At 60.2% G+C, this 19,297-nt stretch carries 24 protein-coding genes; 10 read left to right on the plus strand and 14 right to left on the minus strand.

What is annotated here, in order from left to right; genetic code table 11:
- The first annotated feature begins 96 nt into the window (after window positions 1–96).
- Window positions 97–333: a hypothetical protein gene (locus P186_RS03865; protein WP_148682694.1), complete on the plus strand. Its 237-nt coding sequence runs from the start codon at window positions 97–99 to the stop codon at window positions 331–333.
- Here the strand turns inward: P186_RS03865 and P186_RS03870 are convergent.
- Window positions 293–2,410 carry a COG1361 family protein gene (locus P186_RS03870; RefSeq protein WP_014288096.1) on the minus strand — a complete coding sequence of 706 codons (2,118 nt, stop codon included), beginning with the start codon at window positions 2,408–2,410 and terminating at the stop codon, window positions 293–295. The two genes, P186_RS03865 and P186_RS03870, sit on opposite strands and share 41 nt — an antisense overlap.
- Window positions 2,411–2,492: 82 nt before the next feature.
- On the opposite strand from P186_RS03870, the gene P186_RS03875 reads away from it, so the two are divergent.
- Genes P186_RS03875 through P186_RS03885 form a run of 3 tightly spaced genes read left to right on the plus strand, consistent with a single transcriptional unit; the run spans window position 2,493 to window position 4,472 of the window.
- Window positions 2,493–3,695: an ABC transporter permease gene (locus P186_RS03875; protein WP_148683150.1), complete on the plus strand. Its 1,203-nt coding sequence runs from the start codon at window positions 2,493–2,495 to the stop codon at window positions 3,693–3,695.
- A complete protein-coding gene (locus tag P186_RS03880) occupies window positions 3,695–4,237 on the plus strand; it encodes a hypothetical protein (protein WP_014288098.1) in 543 nt (180 codons plus the stop codon). The genes P186_RS03875 and P186_RS03880 overlap by 1 nt, the downstream gene beginning before the upstream one ends.
- Window positions 4,215–4,472 carry an Sso10a family chromatin protein gene (locus tag P186_RS03885; protein WP_014288099.1) on the plus strand — a complete coding sequence of 86 codons (258 nt, stop codon included), beginning with the start codon at window positions 4,215–4,217 and terminating at the stop codon, window positions 4,470–4,472. The genes P186_RS03880 and P186_RS03885 overlap by 23 nt, the downstream gene beginning before the upstream one ends.
- On the opposite strand, the gene P186_RS03890 is transcribed toward P186_RS03885, so the two are convergent.
- The 3 genes from P186_RS03890 to P186_RS03900 are packed head-to-tail and all read right to left on the minus strand — an operon-like array spanning window position 4,452 to window position 7,400.
- Window positions 4,452–4,670 (minus strand): hypothetical protein, encoded by a 219-nt coding sequence (locus P186_RS03890; protein ID WP_148682695.1) that lies wholly within the window; start codon window positions 4,668–4,670, stop codon window positions 4,452–4,454. The two genes, P186_RS03885 and P186_RS03890, sit on opposite strands and share 21 nt — an antisense overlap.
- 48 nt (window positions 4,671–4,718) lie before the next feature.
- On the minus strand, window positions 4,719–6,155 hold the full coding sequence (locus P186_RS03895) for an ABC transporter substrate-binding protein (RefSeq protein WP_014288101.1): 1,437 nt from the start codon (window positions 6,153–6,155) through the stop codon (window positions 4,719–4,721).
- A 36-nt stretch (window positions 6,156–6,191) separates the two neighbouring features.
- Window positions 6,192–7,400 (minus strand): acetyl-CoA C-acetyltransferase, encoded by a 1,209-nt coding sequence (locus tag P186_RS03900; protein WP_148682696.1) that lies wholly within the window; start codon window positions 7,398–7,400, stop codon window positions 6,192–6,194.
- A 72-nt stretch (window positions 7,401–7,472) separates the two neighbouring features.
- On the opposite strand from P186_RS03900, the gene P186_RS03905 reads away from it, so the two are divergent.
- Window positions 7,473–8,627 carry a cobalamin-independent methionine synthase II family protein gene (locus P186_RS03905; RefSeq protein ID WP_014288103.1) on the plus strand — a complete coding sequence of 385 codons (1,155 nt, stop codon included), beginning with the start codon at window positions 7,473–7,475 and terminating at the stop codon, window positions 8,625–8,627.
- A gap of 161 nt (window positions 8,628–8,788) precedes the next feature.
- Here the strand turns inward: P186_RS03905 and P186_RS03910 are convergent, their stop codons facing one another.
- Window positions 8,789–9,394, minus strand: coding sequence for a UPF0175 family protein (locus P186_RS03910; RefSeq protein ID WP_014288104.1), 606 nt, complete (start codon window positions 9,392–9,394; stop codon window positions 8,789–8,791).
- A 136-nt stretch (window positions 9,395–9,530) separates the two neighbouring features.
- Here P186_RS03910 and trm10 point away from each other — a divergent pair, with 136 nt between their 5' ends.
- Window positions 9,531–10,490: a tRNA (adenine(9)-N1)-methyltransferase Trm10 gene (gene trm10, locus P186_RS03915; RefSeq protein ID WP_014288105.1), complete on the plus strand. Its 960-nt coding sequence runs from the start codon at window positions 9,531–9,533 to the stop codon at window positions 10,488–10,490.
- Between the two features lie 74 nt (window positions 10,491–10,564).
- Window positions 10,565–10,690, plus strand: a complete 126-nt coding sequence (locus tag P186_RS14550; protein WP_257719877.1) for a hypothetical protein — start codon at window positions 10,565–10,567, stop codon at window positions 10,688–10,690.
- Between the two features lie 217 nt (window positions 10,691–10,907).
- Here P186_RS14550 and P186_RS03920 read toward each other — a convergent pair whose 3' ends face one another.
- The 3 genes from P186_RS03920 to P186_RS03930 all read right to left on the minus strand — a co-directional run bounded on the left by P186_RS03920 (window position 10,908) and on the right by P186_RS03930 (window position 13,572).
- Window positions 10,908–11,219 carry a hypothetical protein gene (locus tag P186_RS03920; RefSeq protein ID WP_014288107.1) on the minus strand — a complete coding sequence of 104 codons (312 nt, stop codon included), beginning with the start codon at window positions 11,217–11,219 and terminating at the stop codon, window positions 10,908–10,910.
- 463 nt (window positions 11,220–11,682) lie between these two features.
- Window positions 11,683–12,147, minus strand: a complete 465-nt coding sequence (locus P186_RS03925) for a hypothetical protein (RefSeq protein WP_014288108.1) — start codon at window positions 12,145–12,147, stop codon at window positions 11,683–11,685.
- Window positions 12,148–12,300: 153 nt separating this feature from the next.
- Window positions 12,301–13,572 carry an ABC transporter substrate-binding protein gene (locus P186_RS03930; protein WP_014288109.1) on the minus strand — a complete coding sequence of 424 codons (1,272 nt, stop codon included), beginning with the start codon at window positions 13,570–13,572 and terminating at the stop codon, window positions 12,301–12,303.
- Here P186_RS03930 and P186_RS14235 point away from each other — a divergent pair.
- The 3 genes from P186_RS14235 to P186_RS03940 all read left to right on the plus strand — a co-directional run bounded on the left by P186_RS14235 (window position 13,556) and on the right by P186_RS03940 (window position 17,188).
- A complete protein-coding gene (locus tag P186_RS14235; protein WP_014288110.1) occupies window positions 13,556–13,789 on the plus strand; it encodes a hypothetical protein in 234 nt (77 codons plus the stop codon). The two genes, P186_RS03930 and P186_RS14235, sit on opposite strands and share 17 nt — an antisense overlap.
- 145 nt (window positions 13,790–13,934) lie before the next feature.
- A complete protein-coding gene (locus P186_RS03935; protein WP_148682698.1) occupies window positions 13,935–15,275 on the plus strand; it encodes an ABC transporter in 1,341 nt (446 codons plus the stop codon).
- Window positions 15,275–17,188 carry a metallophosphoesterase family protein gene (locus P186_RS03940; protein WP_014288112.1) on the plus strand — a complete coding sequence of 638 codons (1,914 nt, stop codon included), beginning with the start codon at window positions 15,275–15,277 and terminating at the stop codon, window positions 17,186–17,188. Before P186_RS03935 ends, P186_RS03940 begins: the two co-directional genes overlap by 1 nt.
- Here P186_RS03940 and P186_RS03945 read toward each other — a convergent pair.
- The 6 genes from P186_RS03945 to P186_RS03965 form a co-directional block, all read right to left on the minus strand.
- On the minus strand, window positions 17,185–17,388 hold the full coding sequence (locus tag P186_RS03945; protein WP_014288113.1) for a hypothetical protein: 204 nt from the start codon (window positions 17,386–17,388) through the stop codon (window positions 17,185–17,187). The genes P186_RS03940 and P186_RS03945 overlap by 4 nt on opposite strands.
- 28 nt (window positions 17,389–17,416) lie before the next feature.
- Complete coding sequence (locus tag P186_RS03950) at window positions 17,417–17,761, minus strand: hypothetical protein (RefSeq protein WP_014288114.1); 345 nt, start codon at window positions 17,759–17,761, stop codon at window positions 17,417–17,419.
- 24 nt (window positions 17,762–17,785) lie between these two features.
- Window positions 17,786–17,938: a hypothetical protein gene (locus P186_RS13765; RefSeq protein WP_158307125.1), complete on the minus strand. Its 153-nt coding sequence runs from the start codon at window positions 17,936–17,938 to the stop codon at window positions 17,786–17,788.
- 8 nt (window positions 17,939–17,946) lie between these two features.
- Window positions 17,947–18,279, minus strand: coding sequence for a hypothetical protein (locus P186_RS03955; RefSeq protein WP_148682699.1), 333 nt, complete (start codon window positions 18,277–18,279; stop codon window positions 17,947–17,949).
- Between the two features lie 148 nt (window positions 18,280–18,427).
- Complete coding sequence (locus P186_RS03960; protein WP_148682700.1) at window positions 18,428–18,808, minus strand: nucleotidyltransferase domain-containing protein; 381 nt, start codon at window positions 18,806–18,808, stop codon at window positions 18,428–18,430.
- Window positions 18,780–19,184 (minus strand): HEPN domain-containing protein, encoded by a 405-nt coding sequence (locus P186_RS03965; protein ID WP_014288118.1) that lies wholly within the window; start codon window positions 19,182–19,184, stop codon window positions 18,780–18,782. Before P186_RS03965 ends, P186_RS03960 begins: the two co-directional genes overlap by 29 nt.
- Window positions 19,185–19,297 lie beyond the last annotated feature (113 nt).

The raw sequence follows: 19,297 nt of genomic DNA on the forward strand, positions 1-19,297 counted from the left end.
TGCCGAGGGCGAGTCTGAGCAGTGAAGACTCGCGGCCTTACATTGTAGTTCAGGATTGGCCAAGTAAAGTTTAAATATTGATGTGTTTCGTGCGCCATGTCTCTCCTTGTCGTATTTAAAGGAGATGTGCCGCGGGAGTGGAGGGAGCTCGGAATCGAGGGCGTCGAGGTGGCTTCTGCTAAAAACGGCGTGGGGGACATCTCGGGCAAGTTTGTCGTGGTTGTCGGGGATAGGGAGCTGGCTAAAAGGCTGGGGGTTGCCTACTTCACAGAAGAGGAGGCTACGGAGTTCCTCAACTTTTTAAAGTCCTACGTCTCCTCATATAGAAAATAGCTCCGGCCACCGCCGCCGCGAGTACTGGCGCCAGGGCGTATACCCACGGCGTGTTGGCGCCGCTCTGCTGTTGCGCCGCGCCGGGGGCCCCCGTCCGTGGGAAGGCGGCGGAGAACCGCGAGCCGTTGGCCACCGTTATGGTGAGGGTGGTGGGGATTGTGTAGTAGTTGCCGTATTGATCTGTGTAGGAGACGGCGAGGTCTATCTGGTACTGGCCGGGCGCCGTGGCGTTGAAGCTGAGGGGTATTGTGGTGGTCTGCTGGGGGTCCAGCTGGCCGGCGAAGTATATGGGCGACGTCACGGGCCTGATACCCCTAGGCACCCTCGCCTCTACCTGAAGGTTGGTGACGGGGGTGAAGCCCTTGTTTACCACTGTTATCGAGATGTAAAAGGTCCTCCTGGGCTCCGGCGTAGTGGGGACTACGGAGATGTTTGTGATGTTTACCGCCGGCGTCTGCAGAGCCTGTAGGTATATGGTGCCCTGGGCGGTGCTTGTGGTGCCAAGCTCTGTGGTGTATATTATGTTGTAGGTCAGGGCCACGGAGCCGCTGTAGGTGGCTGGGATTATGAAGGATACAGGAAGCTGTACGCTGTCGAGGGGGGCAAGGCGGCCTATCTGGAAGGTGTACGTGGAGGCGAGTATGTTGCCAGAGGCGGGGGAGACCGTGACCACGGCTTTCTGCACCACGACGTCACCGCTGTTGATAACCGTCAAGACGACGGTGCGGTTGCCGCCGGACTTGACAATGGAGGGCGTGGGCAAGACGGTGAATATGCTAGAGGAGGTTACGGGGAGGTTTACTGTGTACTGGTCAACACCGGCACTGTGGTACACTGTGACTGATATAACGACCGGCTGGTTTGACAGTGGGGTCACCAGGAGGCTCGCCGCCGCCTTACCCACGCCGCCGAAGTAGTAGGGCTGGGGCTTGTCAACCGCTACGTTTGAGACAGATACAGACGCGTTGAAGGGCCCCGGCGCGGCGACGGCTAGAGTCACGTTGTTGGTTACGCCGGAGATGAGCCTAGAGGGCCTCACCTCCACACGCGCCGCGCCGCCCGCGGACTGTTGCGTGGCGGCTGTGGCGGTTATCTGCTCTGTCTTTGACACGCCGAGGGTCTGGTAGGTGATCTGTGCCGTGAAGGTGACCACGCTGGCCATGGGATAGACGTCGATCTGGGCGCTCCCCCTCCCGCCCCTGATCTGGACTGTGAAGCTGGACTGCGGCGCCGCCGCGCCCGCCGCGGACACTACCGCAACCCCGTCGGCGTTTACCGGAAGCTGGATCGTGACGTTGACCTTGTTGAACCTATTTATGTATAGGGTGGTGGGGCTGATGTAGAGAACAGGCGGCGGGGCGGGGGCCGCGGCGATGGGTACCGTGTAGCTCAGCGCCACGGGGTTGCCCAGCCAGTCCCTCGCCTGCATGGCTACCACGAGGCTTGCGGCGGGGCCGTCGGCTATGGCCACGACGGGCACCTCGGCGTAGGTGCCATTTATCCGGTACAGACCCGTGGGGTAGAGGATCCTCGCACCCTGGCCTTGGACGGCGACGGAGGCTGTGAGGGCGTAGGGGCTTTTAATTACCAGCGTCAGCTGGCTGGGGATGCCTATGTACGCCACACCTCTCGTGGAGATTTCCGCGGTGGGATACGGGGGTATGTAAACCGAGTCGTACTCCACCTTTTCCATGCCGTCGGTTAAGGCGGATCCCACGACCTTGTATGCGGCGTCAAACACCGCGTTTATGGGACAAGTGACATTCAGCGCGTTTACCAATACTCTAAGGTTCACGGTAACAACCCCAGGTCCGGCGGAGGGTAGCCGCGCGGTTTCGAGAGGAGTCAAGTAGGGGCATTTGGGATCGATGTATACAGACACGTCGACGTATTGACTAGATAGGTAGTAGGAGAGGGAGATCACTCCGACGTCGCCGGGGTATCTGGGGATTTGGCTCCACTTGGCGCCTAGCCACAGATAATCGACGGCTGGGGTGATGCCAACTATTGCTTGGCTGTAAGCCACAGTGGCGAGAGCTATTGTGGCGATGGCTAATATTGGGTGTTTGCTTTTCATGGCGGCTCAATTTACAGTATATAAAAAGCTAAACTCACCAGTTGTGAATTTTGTTTTTATACTACGTGGAGATCTCCAGCGTATGATGAGTGAAGTGGCTCGGCTAGCTTGGAAAGCGCTGTGGGAAAGGAGGGGCCGCACCATCGGCGCCATCGTGGGGGTAGTCATAGCCTTTACGGCGCTGAGCTACGCTCTATTGCTGGGGCAGACCTTCAAGGACTACACCACGCGCTACTTCACCTCAAACTTCCAGACAAATGTCCTGTACGTCACCGGGGGGCAGTTCACAGACGCCGATGTAGATGCCCTCTCTAGGATTGATGGTGTGGAGCTGGCGGTGCCCATCGCGGCGGCCCGGGGGGTCGTGAGGATACCTGGCGCCTCTGGGCAGATCCCGGCGACTGTATACGGCGTCGATCCGGCGCTGGTTAGACGGCTCCTCCCAGAGACTGCGCTTTACGACGGGGAGCTCGTCGTGGCGTCTAATCTAGTGCTGGTGGGGTACTTCGTAGCCTTTGACAGATCCACCGGCCAGCAGAGGGCGTCCGTGGGGTCCCCCATCTCGCTGACGCTGGGGAGGAGGGCCCAGTCGGCGGTGGTCTCCGGCATACTAGCGTCCGGGATGCTTGGCTTCATAGACACGTCCCGGGGCGTGGTTATGGACCTCTCCGCGTTCCGACAGACCACCGGCATCACGAGCTACAGCACGGTGATGCTCTTCCTAAGAGACCCCTCTCTGGCAGACGCCGTGGCCAACGAGGTCAGAGCCAGCTTCCCCAACGTAGATGTAATTTCGCCGCAGGCGGTGTTGCAGACTATAAACAGCTTCCTAACCTCCTTCCAGCTCTTCCTCGGCCTAATCGCGGGGGTCAGCACGGTCATAACGGCGCTGTGGCTCTACGACACCATGTCTATAAGCGTCGTGCAGAGAACCAAGGAAATTGGGATCCTCAGAGCCATCGGCTTCAAGAAGAGGCATGTAATGGGGATGTTTCTAATGGAGGCGTTGATAATAGCCGCGATAGGCGTCGCAGTGGGCATGGCCCTCCTAGTCCCGCTCGCCCAGAGCGGCATCCCCTTCATGTCCACCACACAGCAACAGCAGGCGCCGAGGGGCGGCCCCTCCGCCCACCCACCCTTCTCCTCCATAACGTCGCTGGAGCTAGACCCCCTTCTCATCACGGCAACCGCGGCTTTGGTAATCGCCATAAATCTGGTGGGCGCCTTCCTACCGGCGTACCGGGCGGGGAGGATAGACATCGTCTCCGCCCTGAGGTATGAGTAATGATCTACATACCTGACATAGTAATAGGGGCCCTGGCTATATACATCGCCTACAAGATATTCAAGGCGTGGAGAAACCTCGCCGATTGGAGGCTTACGCTCTACTCCCTCGGCATGGCTATCTTGGCGGCGTCTCTCTTCCTCGAGGCGGTGGTGGAGATGTACCTCGCCAACATCTGGGGCGAGGCCCCCATGCGGTACGTCAAGAGGATTGAGGCGTTGCTGAGGGCTGTGATTCAGCTCCTAAGCCTCGCCGCGCTGGTGCCGATAGCGGTGGCGGTGACTCCGACGCTTTTCTACGCCGCACTGCCGCCCGTCGCGTTGCTGGGGTCTATCAACACGGTGCTAGCCCTCTACATAGCCGCCGCCACCTTGGTAAAGAACTTCGAAAGGGGGACCCCACCCTTCATCTCCCTGGCGTTCATCTCCTACGCAGTTTCGCTGGTGGCGCCCTCCTTCTCATTTTTAGACGTGGCCGCGAGACTGCTCACAGCTGTGTTTCTGGCGCTGGGCGTGGCCTATGGCTCGGAAAAGGAGAAGTAGGCTTGAGATCGTTGTTGACATCCTCAACGTGCTGTCCAGAGGCTGTAAAAAGCCGACGCACATAGCCGCCGAGGCGAACCTCGCCTACGACCGCATGGCGAAGATAATTGAGGAGCTCGTGGATCGGGGACTGGTGTCTATACACAACGGCGAATTCTGCATAACTCCCCAGGGGTTAAAAATGCTGGAGGCTTATCGCCAGTGGCGCCGATTCCTAGACGCTATGGGCCTCTGAAAGATAAGCGCTTAGGAGCTCCTCCAGCTCGTCTTTCGTGAGGCAACCATAGCCGAGCCTCTCCGCCTCTCTGCAGTTTTCATAAAAGAGAAGCACCGCGTTTCTCTCCTGGGGGGTTTTCTCGGAAATTTCGAAACCGAGCTTGAGCAACACGTTTCGATACTCCCCCGGAACGTCTCCGATGAGAATAACGCTCACGTGTAAAATATGTAGAGTGTTTATAAATTTGGTGTTTCTTTTTTGAAACTATCTGATTCTCTTAATAAATAAAACAACAACTGCCAATACTGCAAGTACAGACACTATGATTATCAATGCAGTATTTTGTTGAGTATTGACCTGTTGCGCAACTTGCTGAGGCTGTGTTTGTTTTGTGTTAACCGCTGACATGTAGCTTTCGAGGAGCTGGGCCGCTCTCTGGTACCTCTCCCTCGCCGCCTCGCGCCACGCCTGATACACCTTGTCTCTATACGCGGGGTCCCTCCCCACCTTGTCGTTTATCTCCACAGCCACCTGGTAGGTAAATGTCCTCCTCGCCCCCGTGTCGGGGTCTGTGAAGTTGACGGGGGCGCCCAGCAACCGCCATATGTCGCGGAGCTGGGCCTCTGTGATCTTCCCCGCGAGGTAGGCCTGGACCGCCCTCGTCCAGACGTCTGTGAGGAGGTCTTGGAGGTCCACCAGGGTGGCTTCGTAGTAGTAGATAAAGGAGTAGTAGTACGAGGCGCTCTTCTCCGGCGGGACGGCGAGCACCCTGGCGCCCATGAGCTTCTCCAGGTGGTTCTTTAAGACGGCGGCCTTCGTCTTGTTGACGTCGGGGGAGTCCAGCACGGCGGGGTTGCCGGGGAGGATGTACCTATCCACAAGGCGCTTCTCCATGTCGGTGAGGAACACCCGCGTCAAAAGGGCCGCCGTAGTCATGTTGGCGCCGCGGGGCACCGCCACGGGGTCGAATAGTATGTCTGTGCCGTCTGTAGGTATGCAGTAGTCGAGCCCAGCTATGAAGACGTAGTAGTCCACCATGGGGCCGAAAAGCGCCTCTCCCCTCTTCACCACGTCCCTAACGGCGCCGCTGGAGTCCACGAAGCGGGCTACCGCGGCCATAGACGCCAGATAGCGCCACCCCTCCTCCCACCCGTAGATCTCGGTGACCAACTGCATCATCGCGGCTGAGGAGGTGGACTTGGTAGGCCTTGCAATGGCCAACGGCTTCACCCCAGTCTCTAGATAGTACCTGGTGAGGTTGGGAGACGCGAGGCCCCGCCAGCTACAGACCGCCCTCGCCCCGGCCTTTCCTAGAGCCTCGGGGTTGTAGCCTATTACATAGCCGAGGAGGCCGTACACCACGTAGTAAACCCTGCCGTCGGGCCCCACCCTCTTCAGCGGGATGCCCCCAAGCCGCTCGGGGAGTTGCCTCAGCTCCGGGACGTCGGGCATGGGTGCGAGATACCCCTCTCTATACAGCGCCTCGTAAAGCACCGGCGCCCCGGCCCAGAGGAAGTCCACGCCACCGCGGTCAATCAACGCCCTCCACTGGGTGGGATCCGCCGGCACAAGCTTGACATCGGGCAGATATCTCTGTAAGAGGGGCAGGGCGGCGTCTATAGAGGCCTGGTCCGCCCTGGTCAAAATAGTGGCCGAGAGGGCCAAGGCGGCCAGTGCGAGAAGTAGGAATAGAGCCCGCATGAGCGATAAAAAACTTGTGCATTTAAAATATGTCCCTTATACCCTCTCCAAGACGATGGCCGCGCCTTGCCCTCCGCCTACGCAGAGGGTGGCCACGCCGTAGTCCACCCCGTCTATCTGCATCTGCCTAGCCAAGGTCCCTATGATCCTGGCCCCGGTGGCCCCCAGGGGGTGGCCGATGGCTATGGCGCCTCCCCTCGTGTTTACGGTCTCCGGGTCGAGGCCGAGCTCCTTTATTGCGTAGAGCGTGACCACGGCGAACGCCTCGTTGATCTCCCACCTGCCCACCTGCTTCACGGAGAGCCCCGCCTTCTCAAGCGCCTTCCTCGACGCGGGGACCGGCCCCATGCCCATAACCTCCGGCGGCACACCTGCGAAGGCCACCGCCCTCACCTTGGCCAGCGGCTGGAGGCCGTACTTCTTAACAGCCTCCCCGGAGGCCAGCATGACATAGGCCGCGCCGGAGTTAAGCGGCGATGAGTTGCCCGCAGTTATCACCCCATCCGGCTTGAAGGCAGGCGGGAGCTTGGCGAGGGCCTCCAGCGTCGTGTCGGGCCTCACAGCCTGGTCTCTATCCACGACCTTCTTCTGCCCGTCCTTCTCCACGGCTATGGGGATGATCTCGTCTCTGAAGTACCCCTTTTCGTAGGCCTCTGCCGCCCTTCTGTGGCTCCTCAGCGACCAGGCGTCCATCTCCTCCCGCCTTATGCCGGAGACCTCGGCAAGCCGCTCCGCGGTGAGCCCCATGACGTAGCCAATGGGGAGGTTGTAGAGCCTCACGTACTCCTCGTCTGTTAGGAATTTGGGGTTTATCTCTATATGGGGGTTTTCGTACATCGGGGTTTTAGACATCTTCTCCACGCCCCCTGCGATGACCAAGTCGGCCATGCCGGTTGCCACCTCCATCGCGCCGTACCCCACCGTGGTTATAGAAGAGGCGCACTGCCTGTCGATGTGGGCGGCGGGTATTGTGTAGGGTAGCTTGGCGGCGAAGACCACGTGCCTCCCGCCGTAGAGCCACTGCTCCCCAACCGGAAGCGCGGAGCCGGTGAGAAGCTCCTCTACGTCTTCGGGCTTCACCCCCGTCCTCTCCAGGAGGGCCTTGACCGGCGCCGCGGCTATCTCCTCAGGCCGCAGATCCCAGAAGTCGTCTCTCTGCGGCTCCTTCCTTGAAAACCTCGTAAAGGCGGTTCTGGCGAAGGCGGCGATGTAGACGTTGTCCAGCCTCCTCCCAACAGTAGACATGGCTGTGGCTGTGGAGGGATTTAAATCTGTGTCTGTGGCCAAAATTTTTAATAATGTGTTATCCCCGCCTTAATGTCTATCCCCAGAACGTTCATAACGTCTGTGGTTGGGTCGTGGCCGAGGCCCACTTGGCTAATAGAGGCGTTTGAGAAGTTCGAAAAGGGCCAGCTAGACCAGCAGACCTTCACGCAGTACCTAGACGACGCGGTTAAGCTAGCCATCAAGGACCAGGAGGAGGCCGGCCTCGACGTGATTACAGACGGGGAGCAGAGGAGGACCTCCTTCGTGGCCTTCGTCGGGCAGAAGATCAAGGGGTTCAAGATCGTGAGGGTGGAGGAGCTCCACCCAAACGCAAAGGAGATTATGAAGAAGTACAAGGCCCCCCTCACCCTGTGGCGCCCAGTCATCGCGGGCTACATAGAGGAGAGCGTCATTGCGGTGGACGAGGTTCAGTACGCTAAGAAAATTACGCAGAAGCCACTCAAGGTGACCCTGCCGTCTCCCTACCTCATTATGTGGGAGGCGTGGCACGCCAAGATATCCTCCCCCTACTACCCCAAGCCCGAGTATGCCGCCGAGGCCTACGCCAAGGTGCTAAGAGGAGAGATCTCCAGGCTGATAGACGCGGGGGTAGCCTTCATCCAGCTAGACGAGCCCATGCTGGGCGACCTCATCGAAGCCGAGCCAGACAAGCCCGACCGATACAAGCAGGTGGCCTCGGAGCTCTACGGCCAGAAATACAGAGGGCTGAGGGACGAGATCCAGCTGGCGGTGGATCTGGCAAACGAGGTGGTGAAGGGCTTCGGCTCCTCGGTTAGGCTAGGCATGCACCTCGACCGCTGGCCCACAGAGGAGTCCCCCGTGGTGGGCTACGAGAGGCTGGCCCCCCAGATATTCGACATAAAGGTGAGGCAGTACGTCGTGGAGTACAAACACCCCAGGATGGGCAACCCCGAGGAGTTCGCCAAAATCCTCCCAAGCGACAAGGAGATAGGCCTCGGCTCCATAGACGTCCGGGATCCCAAGCGCGTAGAGACTGTGGAGGAGGTGGTGGCCCACGTGGAGAGGATAGTGAAGTACGTCGACCCCACGCGGATATGGCTCAACCCAGACTGCGGATTCGCCCCCGGCATGTACCGCGCCTTCCCACGCCACGTCGCCCTCGAGAAGCTCAAAGTAATGGTAAAAGCCGCCCGGATCCTAAGAGAGAAGTACTGGTGGGCCTAGCCAACCCAACCCCCAACCGCTTTTTCAAGCCCCTCCAACGTATCTCCATTAGCGGCTAAATAACAGCGCGCAGTGCGACAACTCCTACGTCATGACACCGCAGGTTACGAATGGCACCGGCCTCTCCGGGTAAGGCGATCGGAGACGTGTCCAGTCGAGATTTACAGCTTTTTGGCAAATTCGATATCCTCGGGGTGGGCTCTAAAGGGCTTCACCCCCCTACGCCTCAACTCCTTGACGAAATCGTCGAGAGACATGCCAGCGAGGCGGGCGGCTAGGCTCAGCGACACTGCGCCCTTTGCCAGTAACGAAATCGCCAATTCCGTGCGCCGTGTGGAGACACGCCTCTCCATACCCGGCCATCTGTCCCCTCCGTGGAGGACATAGACATATAGCAAAACCTCGTCGTCAGACGCCACGCTCAGTAGCTCGGCTACATCGCCTATCCCCTCCCGATCTGACACGGGTAGCTTTCCAAGGGCAACCTCTGCCGAAGATGCGTCTCTTAGGCACACTGATCTTCTGCCCAGTTGCACCAGCCCAAGCGCTCGTAGCCTGCTCAGTACGGCCGCTACCTGGGGGCTCCACGGCCCTAGTCCACCCTCCCTAAACACAAGCACGTTGGAAAGATAAGGCACCACCGTCGACGCGATGAAGAGCCCCTTCTGTATCTTAAGCCTAGAAAGGCAACCCCCCGCCAGGTACAACAGAGCCACTATGTAATTAAGGTTCGCCTCTTCCAGAGATCCCTCAGCACCTCTGGCCATATCTACCACATAATGTAATGATGTCGGTATTTTAGGTATTTGCCAGTAGTCATCGCCCTCCGCCGGCACTTTAACTAATGAGTCGGCGGTAGCTGGGATACTTCTAAGGTTTTTAACCTGTAGGTGATATGGGGGCGTGTATCCCCTGTGGATTGATTTTTTCAAGGTGTTGAGGGAGTCCGGCGTGGAGTCGCTGTGCTTGCCTAGGCATTTCAAGTGCTGGGGGGATCTGCCTCAGTGCGTGGCTGTGTGGGTGCTGGTTGGGCGCTACGCTGTGTGCAGGGGAACCTCGGCGGGGAGGCGGCTGGGGGAGTGGGGCGGAGTGGCTCTCCTGGGGGGTCGGGGCGGGGAGCCGTGTAGCCACGTGCTGGCTAGGGGGTGCGGCGACGTGGTGGAGGTGCCCTACGCCCCGCCGGACAGGCCGAGGGTGGTGGTGGATCTGTCTCTGTGGGCTGAGCACACGGAGGGGGAGAAAAACGAGCTGGTGGAGCAGATCCTAGCCACGCTCAAGGCGGTGAGGGCCGTGCTGTGGGACGGCAATCTGTGGCTCACCAACACGCCGGGTGAGTTCCTCCAGTTGCTGAGCCGTCACGCCCCCGGCTTGGTACACAAGATGAGGATCTTCCCAGACACGCCTCATTTCGAAAACCCGGTTGTCCTAGATCCGGAGGGCGGCTGCCTATTTACCGAAGAGGTGGCGAGGTCCCACGTGGAGTTTATCATCGGGGGTATAGTGGACAAGGAGAGGTCGGCTAAGGGGGCCACTGCCCGCCTCGCCGGGAGGATCGGCGTTGAGAAGAGGTGCAGAATTGAGCTGAGGGGCTCGAGGGTGGGGGTCCCCGACAGGATAAACAAAATCGCGGAGATCGTGCTCCGCACCCTATCTGGCTCGCCGCTGGAGGCGGCGGTGCTGGCAGCCCAGGCAAAGCGGGACCGGGTGTACAGACTCATGTGGGAGCTACAGAGGCGCATAATCAAGACGCCCGACGGCGGTTTGGCGGTTACCCGTCAAGCCCTAGAGGAGGCCAACTGGCTGGGGGCACCCTGGGAAGAGGTGGAGCTTGCTGTGAAAAAACTCAAGCTGAGGATACTCTAGATTCGGAACGCGGCTGGGGCCGGGGCCCGCATAGAGGGGGCTTTCTAAATTTTAATTCTAAAGTGGCTCTGCGCATGCTTCTCGCCAGCCGGCCGACGGCGGTGCCCGCGGCTAGTGCGGAGGCGGCCGTGGCTGTGTTGATAACGGTTTGTGTCTACACCACTATCACAGTGGAGAACGCCCTGGTGGGGGAAGTGTAGTTGGGCCGTGTGTAGGTCTTGGAAAAGGCGGCAACGCCCATATCGCAACGTAGTCTGTGTAGCTTACCACCGTAGCGGCGGTGCCGTTGGGAGAGCCGCATCACAGCCACGTAGCCAGGCCTCTCGAAGCGGAAGCAGAAGCTATGGCCGGCATCGTTAATATAGCCGCTTCCCAAATCCTCAGCCCGCACCACCCGGTCGTGCCCTACCCCCTACCTCAAGCCATCTGCTGTACCTCACATCGCGCCAGCTGGCGCATATACGCGGCGTCTGACCGCGCAGGAGCCGTTGCCGTAGAGATAGTGGACGTATCTCCCGTCGAAGGCCCGGACGCCCCCGCGCCTCTAATGCCGGAAATCGTCAGCTTTGGCAGAGTCCCCGCCTCGAAGACCGGGGCGTAGCTGTCGCCGCTCTTTGCCAGCTTCACCAACCTGCCCAGCCTCACGAAGCCGGGCGGGCTACCGACCCAGAAGAGGCAGATGGACTCCGTGTCGTTGAGAGTTTTATTTATAGGTGTAGCTACGCACAAGAGACGCGGTGTGGCTCACCCAGCCCCTAATGGTGTGAGCAGACCCCGTCGTCATCCGCACCCTCACTGCCCCGTCTCCGATGTCGCCATAGTCAAAAGAAGCTGGAGCCGTTAGTCACGAAGCCCGCCGCCGCACCCCCAGGTTTAGGTCTCTAATCGGCATGTCTGGGGAAACGTGGCGTTATTTAAGGGAGACACTCAGTAACCTCTGAGGGAGATCGTGAGGCTGACGTAGCTGGCTTGCGCCTCAGAGGGGTCGAGGGCATGCAAGGCGGGGTCGAGGACCACCACATACTTACCTGCTGGCCGGCGTACCCCGTGTCATAGGGCTAGATGACAATATCCACGCCGTTTATTACCGCATAACGCCGGAAGCCTTATCTGCTACGGATCATAGTCATGGGCACCGCCGCGCAGGTTCCCAGCGCCTATCCGGGCGGCCGCTCCTGTCCGCGCCCGCGGCTTAGCGGCTTGCCAGCCTCGTCTTTATCTCACTGACGTCGCTTCTCAGCTGGACGATCTCCCTATACATCTCGGCCATGAGCTTCTGCATGTCGAGCATAGTCTTCTGCATCTCGGCGACCGTCCTCTGAGTCTCGGCGATGGTCCTCTGCATATCGGCAATAGTTTTTTGAAGCTCACCAATCTGCTGGTAAACCCCATCAATCCTCCTACCGAGAGAATCAGCCACAGCGTCTATTCTTTTATTCGTCTCATCTATTCTCCTGCCTAGATATTCCGCAACAGCGTCAATCCTTCTATTAGTCTCGTCAATCCTCTTGTTGGTCTCATCTATTCTCTTGTTTAGGTCTCTCACCACGGCGATTGTCAAAACGGCGAGGTCCTCCGGCTTGAGTTTTTCGCCTTTTTCCAGCTTCTTCACCACCACTTCAAGAGCCTTGTCCAAGGCAAGCGAAAGATACTCCACGTAGGGAATTGTGGTGGTATTTAAGTACCTTACGCACAGCCACTTAGGCTTGGGGGGGGGGTGATGCGTCGATCAGCGCAGGCCGCGGTTTTGGGGGGTCAAGCTAGCGTGAGGCGTGGCCGCGAGATGAAAAAGAGGAGGGTTGGGGGAAATTTAGGGGATTTGGGTTGCAACTTCTTGGTACTGTCTGCGGGCGGCTTCTCTCCACGCGGCGTATATCTTGTCTCTGTAGGTGGGGTCTGTCAACTTGTCGTTTATCTTCATGGCGTATTCCAGCGTCAGCTTGGTGGGCTTCCCCGTTTCGGGGTCTGTGAACGTCACGGGCTGGGCCAGCTTCTTGGCGAGCTCCTCCGCCTTAGCCTTGTCTATCTTGCCTTCGCTGTAGGCCTTGACAAGCTTGGCCCAGGTCTGCTGGAGGATGTCGGCGTTGTCCGTGATGGCGGCGTCGAAGTAGTACATGACTACGTTCTCAACGGCTAGGGCGAGGGTGTCGTTGAAGGCTATCGTCTTGAGGTTTAGCATGTAGTCGTATATCGACTTGAGGTCGGGCCTCTTCTGGCCCTCCGGCGTGTTGAAGGCGTTGGGGTTGACGGGCATCCTGTTAATCCTGGGGTCGAACACTATGGCCTGGCCGTCTGTAATCACCCACGCCACGAAGGCCTCGGCGGCGGCTCTGCACCTGGTGTTTTTAACCACCGCTATCGGGTCGCCGTTGACAGAGGTGTCCGGCGGGATGACGTACCTCGTGTCTGGGTTCTGAAGCTGGGCAGTGTAGCCGTAGAAGTCAATCGTCCAGCCCGCCCCTATGTCTCCCGCAATTACGGCGTCTCTAACCGCCTCGCTCCCGCCGAAGATCTTCCCGTTAGCCGCCGTAAGGGTTATCACCCTCCACCCCTCGTCCCAGCCGTAGGCCTGTAGTACAATTTCGGCAATCCTCGTGTTGCTGGTGGACTGGGTGAGCCGGGAGAGCCCCGTCACCGGCATCCCCCTCAGCACGGCCCTGCCGTAGTCGAAGGAGGCGAGGTCCGACCACGTCTTGGGCTCGGGCACCCCGGCGGCCTTGAGGACCTTTGTGTTTATTGTGATGCCGAAGCTGGAGACGGCCCAGGCCACCCAGTACACCTTCCCGTCTGCTCCCGTCCGCATCATGGGCATACCCGCGATGGTCTTGGGTATCTGGGCCAGCGCGGCCTTAACTTCGTCGCCCTCCAGGGGGAGCAGAAGCCCGTCTTTATAGAGCGAGTCGAAGAGGGTGGGGCCTCCGCCCCACGCCACGTCGGCCTGCCCCTGCTCTATGAGGGGCCTCCACTGCGCCGCGGCTATGGGCCTAAAAACCACGTCCTTGATTCCGTACTTCTTCGCCACGTCGCTTTTGAGAAACAGCGTCCTCGCCGCGTCGAGGATGTCGGTGGGGTGCCTAGTCACCACCACAAGCCTGTCGCAGGTAGGCGCCGCCGTCGTGGTTGTCGTTGGTGTGGTGGCGGTTGGCGACGTGGTGGCTGTGGGGGAGGTGGTGGTAGGCGGCTGGGAGGTCGTCGTGGGGCTGGGCGTCACCGTCGGCGTAGTGGTTGGAGGTGGCGGCGTCGTGGGGGTGCTTGTGGTAGTTGGTGGAGGGGTTGCGGGGGGCTGGGTGGCGAGGTAGAGGGCGATCAGGGCGATTACGGCCACCGCGGCTAGTGCACCAGCTACCAACCCGGTTCGCATGGCGTAACTACTACCTCTATTTAAATGTTAGCTGGCGGGGATTCATACGAATTAGACATTTAAAAATGGTTGAAAGTTGTGCTATGCGGTCGGAACTTCTGTTGGCGGTCCTCGTGGCCGCCCTCGCGGCGGCCCAGCAAATAAACACGCCTATTTTGGTAGACCTAGCCCACGGAGAGGCCTCCAAGGGGCTTGACTTCTGGGTAAACTCCACGGCGAACCCGCTGGCGATTTCTGACTTCGCAAGCCTCTACATCTTGGTGCCGCCGGGGACCTCCGTTGATCCGTTAATCAGTAGGCTCAACGCCACAAAGATGGCTACAATTATCAGTGGTGACCTCTCCACGGTAGATCTGTCCCAGTTCAAGGTTATCATACTGGGCCAGCCGCCTAAGACGCTGTCAGACACAGAGCTGGCGGCTTTGAAGAAGTGGTTCGAGTCCGGAGGGAAGGTGCTATGGTGCGCCGCCGATTCCGACTACCCGGCGCAGGGCTCCGAGGAGTCGCAGGCGGCGTGTAACGACGTGGCTGAGTACCTCGGCGCCCACATCCGCCTCGACTACGTCTCCGTGGAGGATTCTAAACACAACGCGAGGGCCAGCTACAGAGTGGTCGGCGTTGTAGATCCGCCGCCTCAGCTGGCGTTCCTCGGCTTCATGGCGCAGAGGGTCCTCTTCCACGGGCCCGGAGTCATCGCAGTTGTGTTGCCAAACGGGACTTGGGTGCCGGCTACTAGCCCGGAGGTGTCTAAATATTACAAAAACATTTTTGTAATTGCAAGGACAACTGAGAACGGCGTTATAGTGGAGAGCAGAACCTCAGCTGATAAGAAGGGGAGGGACGGCAAGGCGCACAAAGCCGGCGACCGCGGCGTCTTTGCCCTAATGGCTGTCGAGTTTATGCCTAACAACAGCGTGTTGATACTCTCCGGCGAGACGCCCTACGGCGGCTACGAGCCCATGGTAGCCCCTGTGTACTACGGCGTGAGGCTAGAGGGGCCGAGGTTCTTCAGAAACCTCATGCTGTGGGCCACAGGCAACTACAGAGAGCTCTCCACCATGGTGGCCCAGAGCCAGGCCCTGGCCCAGCTGGCCAGCAACGTGGCCTCTCTGTCCGACGATTTGCAGTCTGTGAAGAGCGAAGTAGCGGCGGTGAAAGGCGCCGTTGGCGGGGTGCAGAGCGACGTGGTGTCTCTTAAGAATTCTGTGTCTCAGCTAAGCAACCAGATAGGGAGCGTTGCTGGGCAGATCAACACCGTGAGTAGTCAAGTCTCTGCGCTGAGCCAGAAGGTGGACCAGCTCAGCCAGCAACTAAACGCGGCGATGGCAGAGGCCTCCAACGCCCGCACTGTGGCTTTCGTCGGGACGGCGCTGGCGTTGATATTCGCCATAGCCGCCGCGGCTCTGGCAATTAGGAAGAGGTAATGAGACTCCTCTTTTTCCTCCTCGCCGCCTCCCTGGCCCTGGCGGCCACCATCGTCGATCCCAGGTGGGCCGTACCCGCGTACGTCACGCCGGGGGGCACGTTCAACATCACCCTCGACGCGCCGGTCGCAGTGAACAGCGTGGCGCTGGCGGCGCCTGGGCTAGACAAGCCCATAGCCCTCACATTCAAGACCTCCGGCAACGTAATCACGGCGGCGGTGCCTGCTGACACGCCGCTCGGGCTGTACGACGTGGTGATAAACGGCGGGGAGCTCTACGAGCCGAAGGCTGTCTGGGTGGGCAACGTCACGGGGCCGCTTAGGATTCTCCAAATCACCGACGAGCACATGGGAGTGGAGCTGGACATGGCCTCGGTTTACCGCCTCATACACGCCATGGTAGTGGCCAACGGCGGTCCCTTCGACGTGGTCTTCGCCACTGGCGACCAGGCGGACGTGGGGGGCCAGCCGTGGCACCACATGCTCTTCGCTAGGTACGCCTCCACCGCAACCAAGCCCATATTCGCCATTCCCGGCAACCACGACCACGCAGGCGACGACCCCCTGGTAAACTACAGGAAGTTCCAAGGCCCGCCGGTGTGGTACAGAGTCGTCGGGCCCTACCTAATAATCGGCCTCGACAGCGGCTTAGAGGGCTACCTCACCGACTCCGTCGTCAAGTTTTACGAAGACGTGTTGAAGAGGTACCCAGACAAGGTGAAGATAGTCCTCGTGCACCACCCGCCGTTTTACAAAGCCGACTCCTACATAGTGGAGACATACAGAGGGCCGCAGGACGTCGACCGCCTAAACAGAGACCCCACCGGCAGAAGCCAGTACTACATCGTCTACACCAGCTACCTCCAGAACAGACCCGCCTACGAGAAGTTCCTAGAGCTGACCATCAAGTACAGAGTGGCGCTGGTGATGTCCGGCCACGTCCACAGCGGCAACTCCACCATTGTGATAAACGGCACGTACTTCGTCACCACGAGGACCCTCGGCGGCTCCATAGACACCTCCCACGGCTACAGATCCTACGTCGTCTACCCCGACGGCCGCGTGGAAATCGGCAGAGAGGTGTGGACCTACAAGAACTTCGCCGTCTTGACCTGGGGCTCCAAGGCGGCTCAGCTCTACATAGACAGCGACCTGGCGCCGGGCGAGATCACCATCGACCTCCCGAGCGACTACTCGGGGCTGAAGGTGCTCAACGGCTCCGCCCAGCTGGTGAAGGTGCAGAGACACCCCCTGGGCAAGTACAGCAGATACACCATTAGGATCTCCGGCAGGCCGGTGTGGATCGCCATAGGCGACTACGCCCCGGCGCCCGCAGTCAAGGTTGAGAAGGTGCTCCCCAGGAGCCCAACCCCCGGCGACCTGGTGACCGTCACAATCTCAGCAGACGATCCCAACGTCGGCGTGCCCTTCCTACTGGTCAACGGCCAGAGAGTCCTCGGCTCCTACTTCGAGGAGAAGCCAGTCTACATCTACAAATTCACCTACCAGAAGCCCACGGCCCTCCAGATCCTAGCCCCCGGCGGCCAGCCCACCACCATACAGATAGGCCAAGCCACCCCGCCAGCCACAACCACCCCCACCGCCACACCGACCCAGACCCCCACGGCCACCACCGCCCCAGCAACGCAGACAGCCACAACAACCCAGCCCGCCCCCGCCACCACCACCACGCCGATCGCCACGCCGCAACCAACCGCCGCGCCTCCGCCGTCCGCGGCGTCCCCGACTGTAACCGCGCCGCCAGCCACACCTGCGCCCGCCGCGCCGCCGGCGCCTCAGCCCGGCTTCCCCATTGAGGTAGCCGCGCTGGTAATAATCGCGGCGGTTGGGGCGGCGGTGCTTGCTGTGCTTGCTAGGAGGCCCAAGCAGGGCGAGACTCGGGTAAGGTCCTAGGGTTTTTTCCCTACCTTCTCCAATACCTCTTTAACCGCCTGGCATATTTCATCTGGGGTGAAGCCCTCCCTCGCCATCTGGGCGACGAAGAGGCCTAGGAGGGTGGGGAGGTCGGAGAGCGGCCCAATTGCCACGGCCTCTCTCTCGCCGCGTTGATACACCAGCCTCGCCACGGGGCCTTGTAGCTCTACTCTCAGCATGGCGGATCGAGGCGGCTGGTTTATAACATTAATCCGTGGCCGGCCTCGGAGGCGGGGGCGGGGCACACTGCACGGCCTTGGTATAGCCCTCCCACTCCACCACGTACAGGGTGCCGTTGCCCACGCGGCAGGCCGCGTCCGAGCCCGCCTTGACTTGGTCAAATACGCAGTAAACGGCGCCGCCCGGCTCGTAGACCTTCACCCCCCTCAGCTCGGCGTTAGCCGACACGACGACGTACTTATCCACACAGTAGGCGTAGAAAGGCGGCGTGGGGGCCGGCCTCGGCCTCTCCAAGTAGATCATAAGGCCAATCACAGCCACAATCAGAGCCGCCACCCCCAGAAGGAACACGCCAATTCTCAACAAATCCATAACTCCACCTACGCACTATTTAAATTACACAACTGCCCTACCAGCGGCCAGCTCGACGAGGCCACACGCCACACACCGGCCCCTACACCGCGGGTCGCCTGGTAAGAGGGGCACCGCCGCTACTTTCACGGGGCGGTCGGTAAGCTCCTTAGCCACCTGCGGGCGATTCGTGGACACAACTGCGCCTAGCGGCAACCACACAGCCAAACCTCCTTCTGCCTCCCCTTCACCACGCCTCTAATGCGCATCCACCTCCCGCCGCAGTGAGGTGTTGAGAAGTAGAGCCGGTCTCTACAGCTGAGGAATTGGGTGGTGGGCAGGGGCCACCCCCAGCATGAGGCGCCGCGGGGCGTCGTGGGGATTGTTCCACCGCCCGCTACCTCACCGAATATTTCTACTACCCTGACTTCTAGGCATCTAACGGGTGTGCATAGCTTGTAGATGCCGCTGTCAGAGGCGCACCTAACCGGCATGTACCAGAGGACGATGAGGGTGTCCACGGCGAAGAACAACGCCACGGCATACCACAGCTCAGGTATATCTAGGCTCCACGCCGCCGCGGCCCCCCAGCGCCAATGTGCCGTATATGAGCGAGAGCTCAAAGGCCCTCACGGCGGAGGCTCTAAACATGGGGTTTGGGCGCGACTCTAAATTTATACGTCTCGCCTATGTAGTCTGCGCAACGCGGCGGCTCTCATCTACAGTTGACTGGTCCCCGGCGAGGAGTATCCCCTCGTCAAGGGCCTCCCTCACCAAGTTGTTGCCTCTTCTGTAGGCGGCGCAGGCCTCTTCAAGCGACATGTAGACCGCGTTTACGTCGCCGGCCTCCACATGGGCGGTCCTCCCCCTCCAGGAAGGCGGGCCCCTCGTCACCACCAAGATGTCTATGTCGCTTAGGCCCCGGACGAACCTCCCCCGGGCGGCGGAGCCGAGTAGATACGCCGCGGCCGCCTCCACGCCCCTCAGGTCCTGCTCCAACGCCTGGGCCAGCTCCTCGGCTGTGAGGGACCTGTTCCGCCTAGCCGCCTCCAACAGCCCTTTTGACATACTCCAGAACAGCCTCGGCGTTTTTTATACACTTCTCGGCGTCGGCCGCGCGGTAGTGGGCGTGGGGCGGGCCCCACGGCCACGCCTCTGGGCATCTGCTGGGGACGTAGTGGCGGTCGAGCTCCTCCGCGGCTTCGCGTAGCTCCGGGGGAGGTGCTAGGCCGAGCCTCTCCGCCTCCAGCACCAGCGCCAATGCGCTGTGGGGCCCCGCGTATCTCCCGCTTTTTGCAATAAGGAGGGTCTTCAGCGCCTTCTCAGCCGCCTGCTGGGCGAGGAAGCAGGCCTTGGCGTATCTCCCAAGCCTCACGAGGTCAAGCGCCGCGGCTAGGTCGTCCTCCGCGTCGCTCAGCCAGTCGGCCCAACTCTCCCAGCTCACAGCTAAAGCCGCCGCATGGATTTATATACACACGTCCCACCTCTTTAAACACTACACTCTTGTGGAGAATTGGCTCGCTCTAAGGCCTCTGAGAGGGGAGTTGGTGGGAAATA

The sequence above is a fragment of the Pyrobaculum ferrireducens genome (assembly GCF_000234805.1).
In the GTDB taxonomy this organism is placed as follows: domain Archaea; phylum Thermoproteota; class Thermoprotei; order Thermoproteales; family Thermoproteaceae; genus Pyrobaculum; species Pyrobaculum ferrireducens.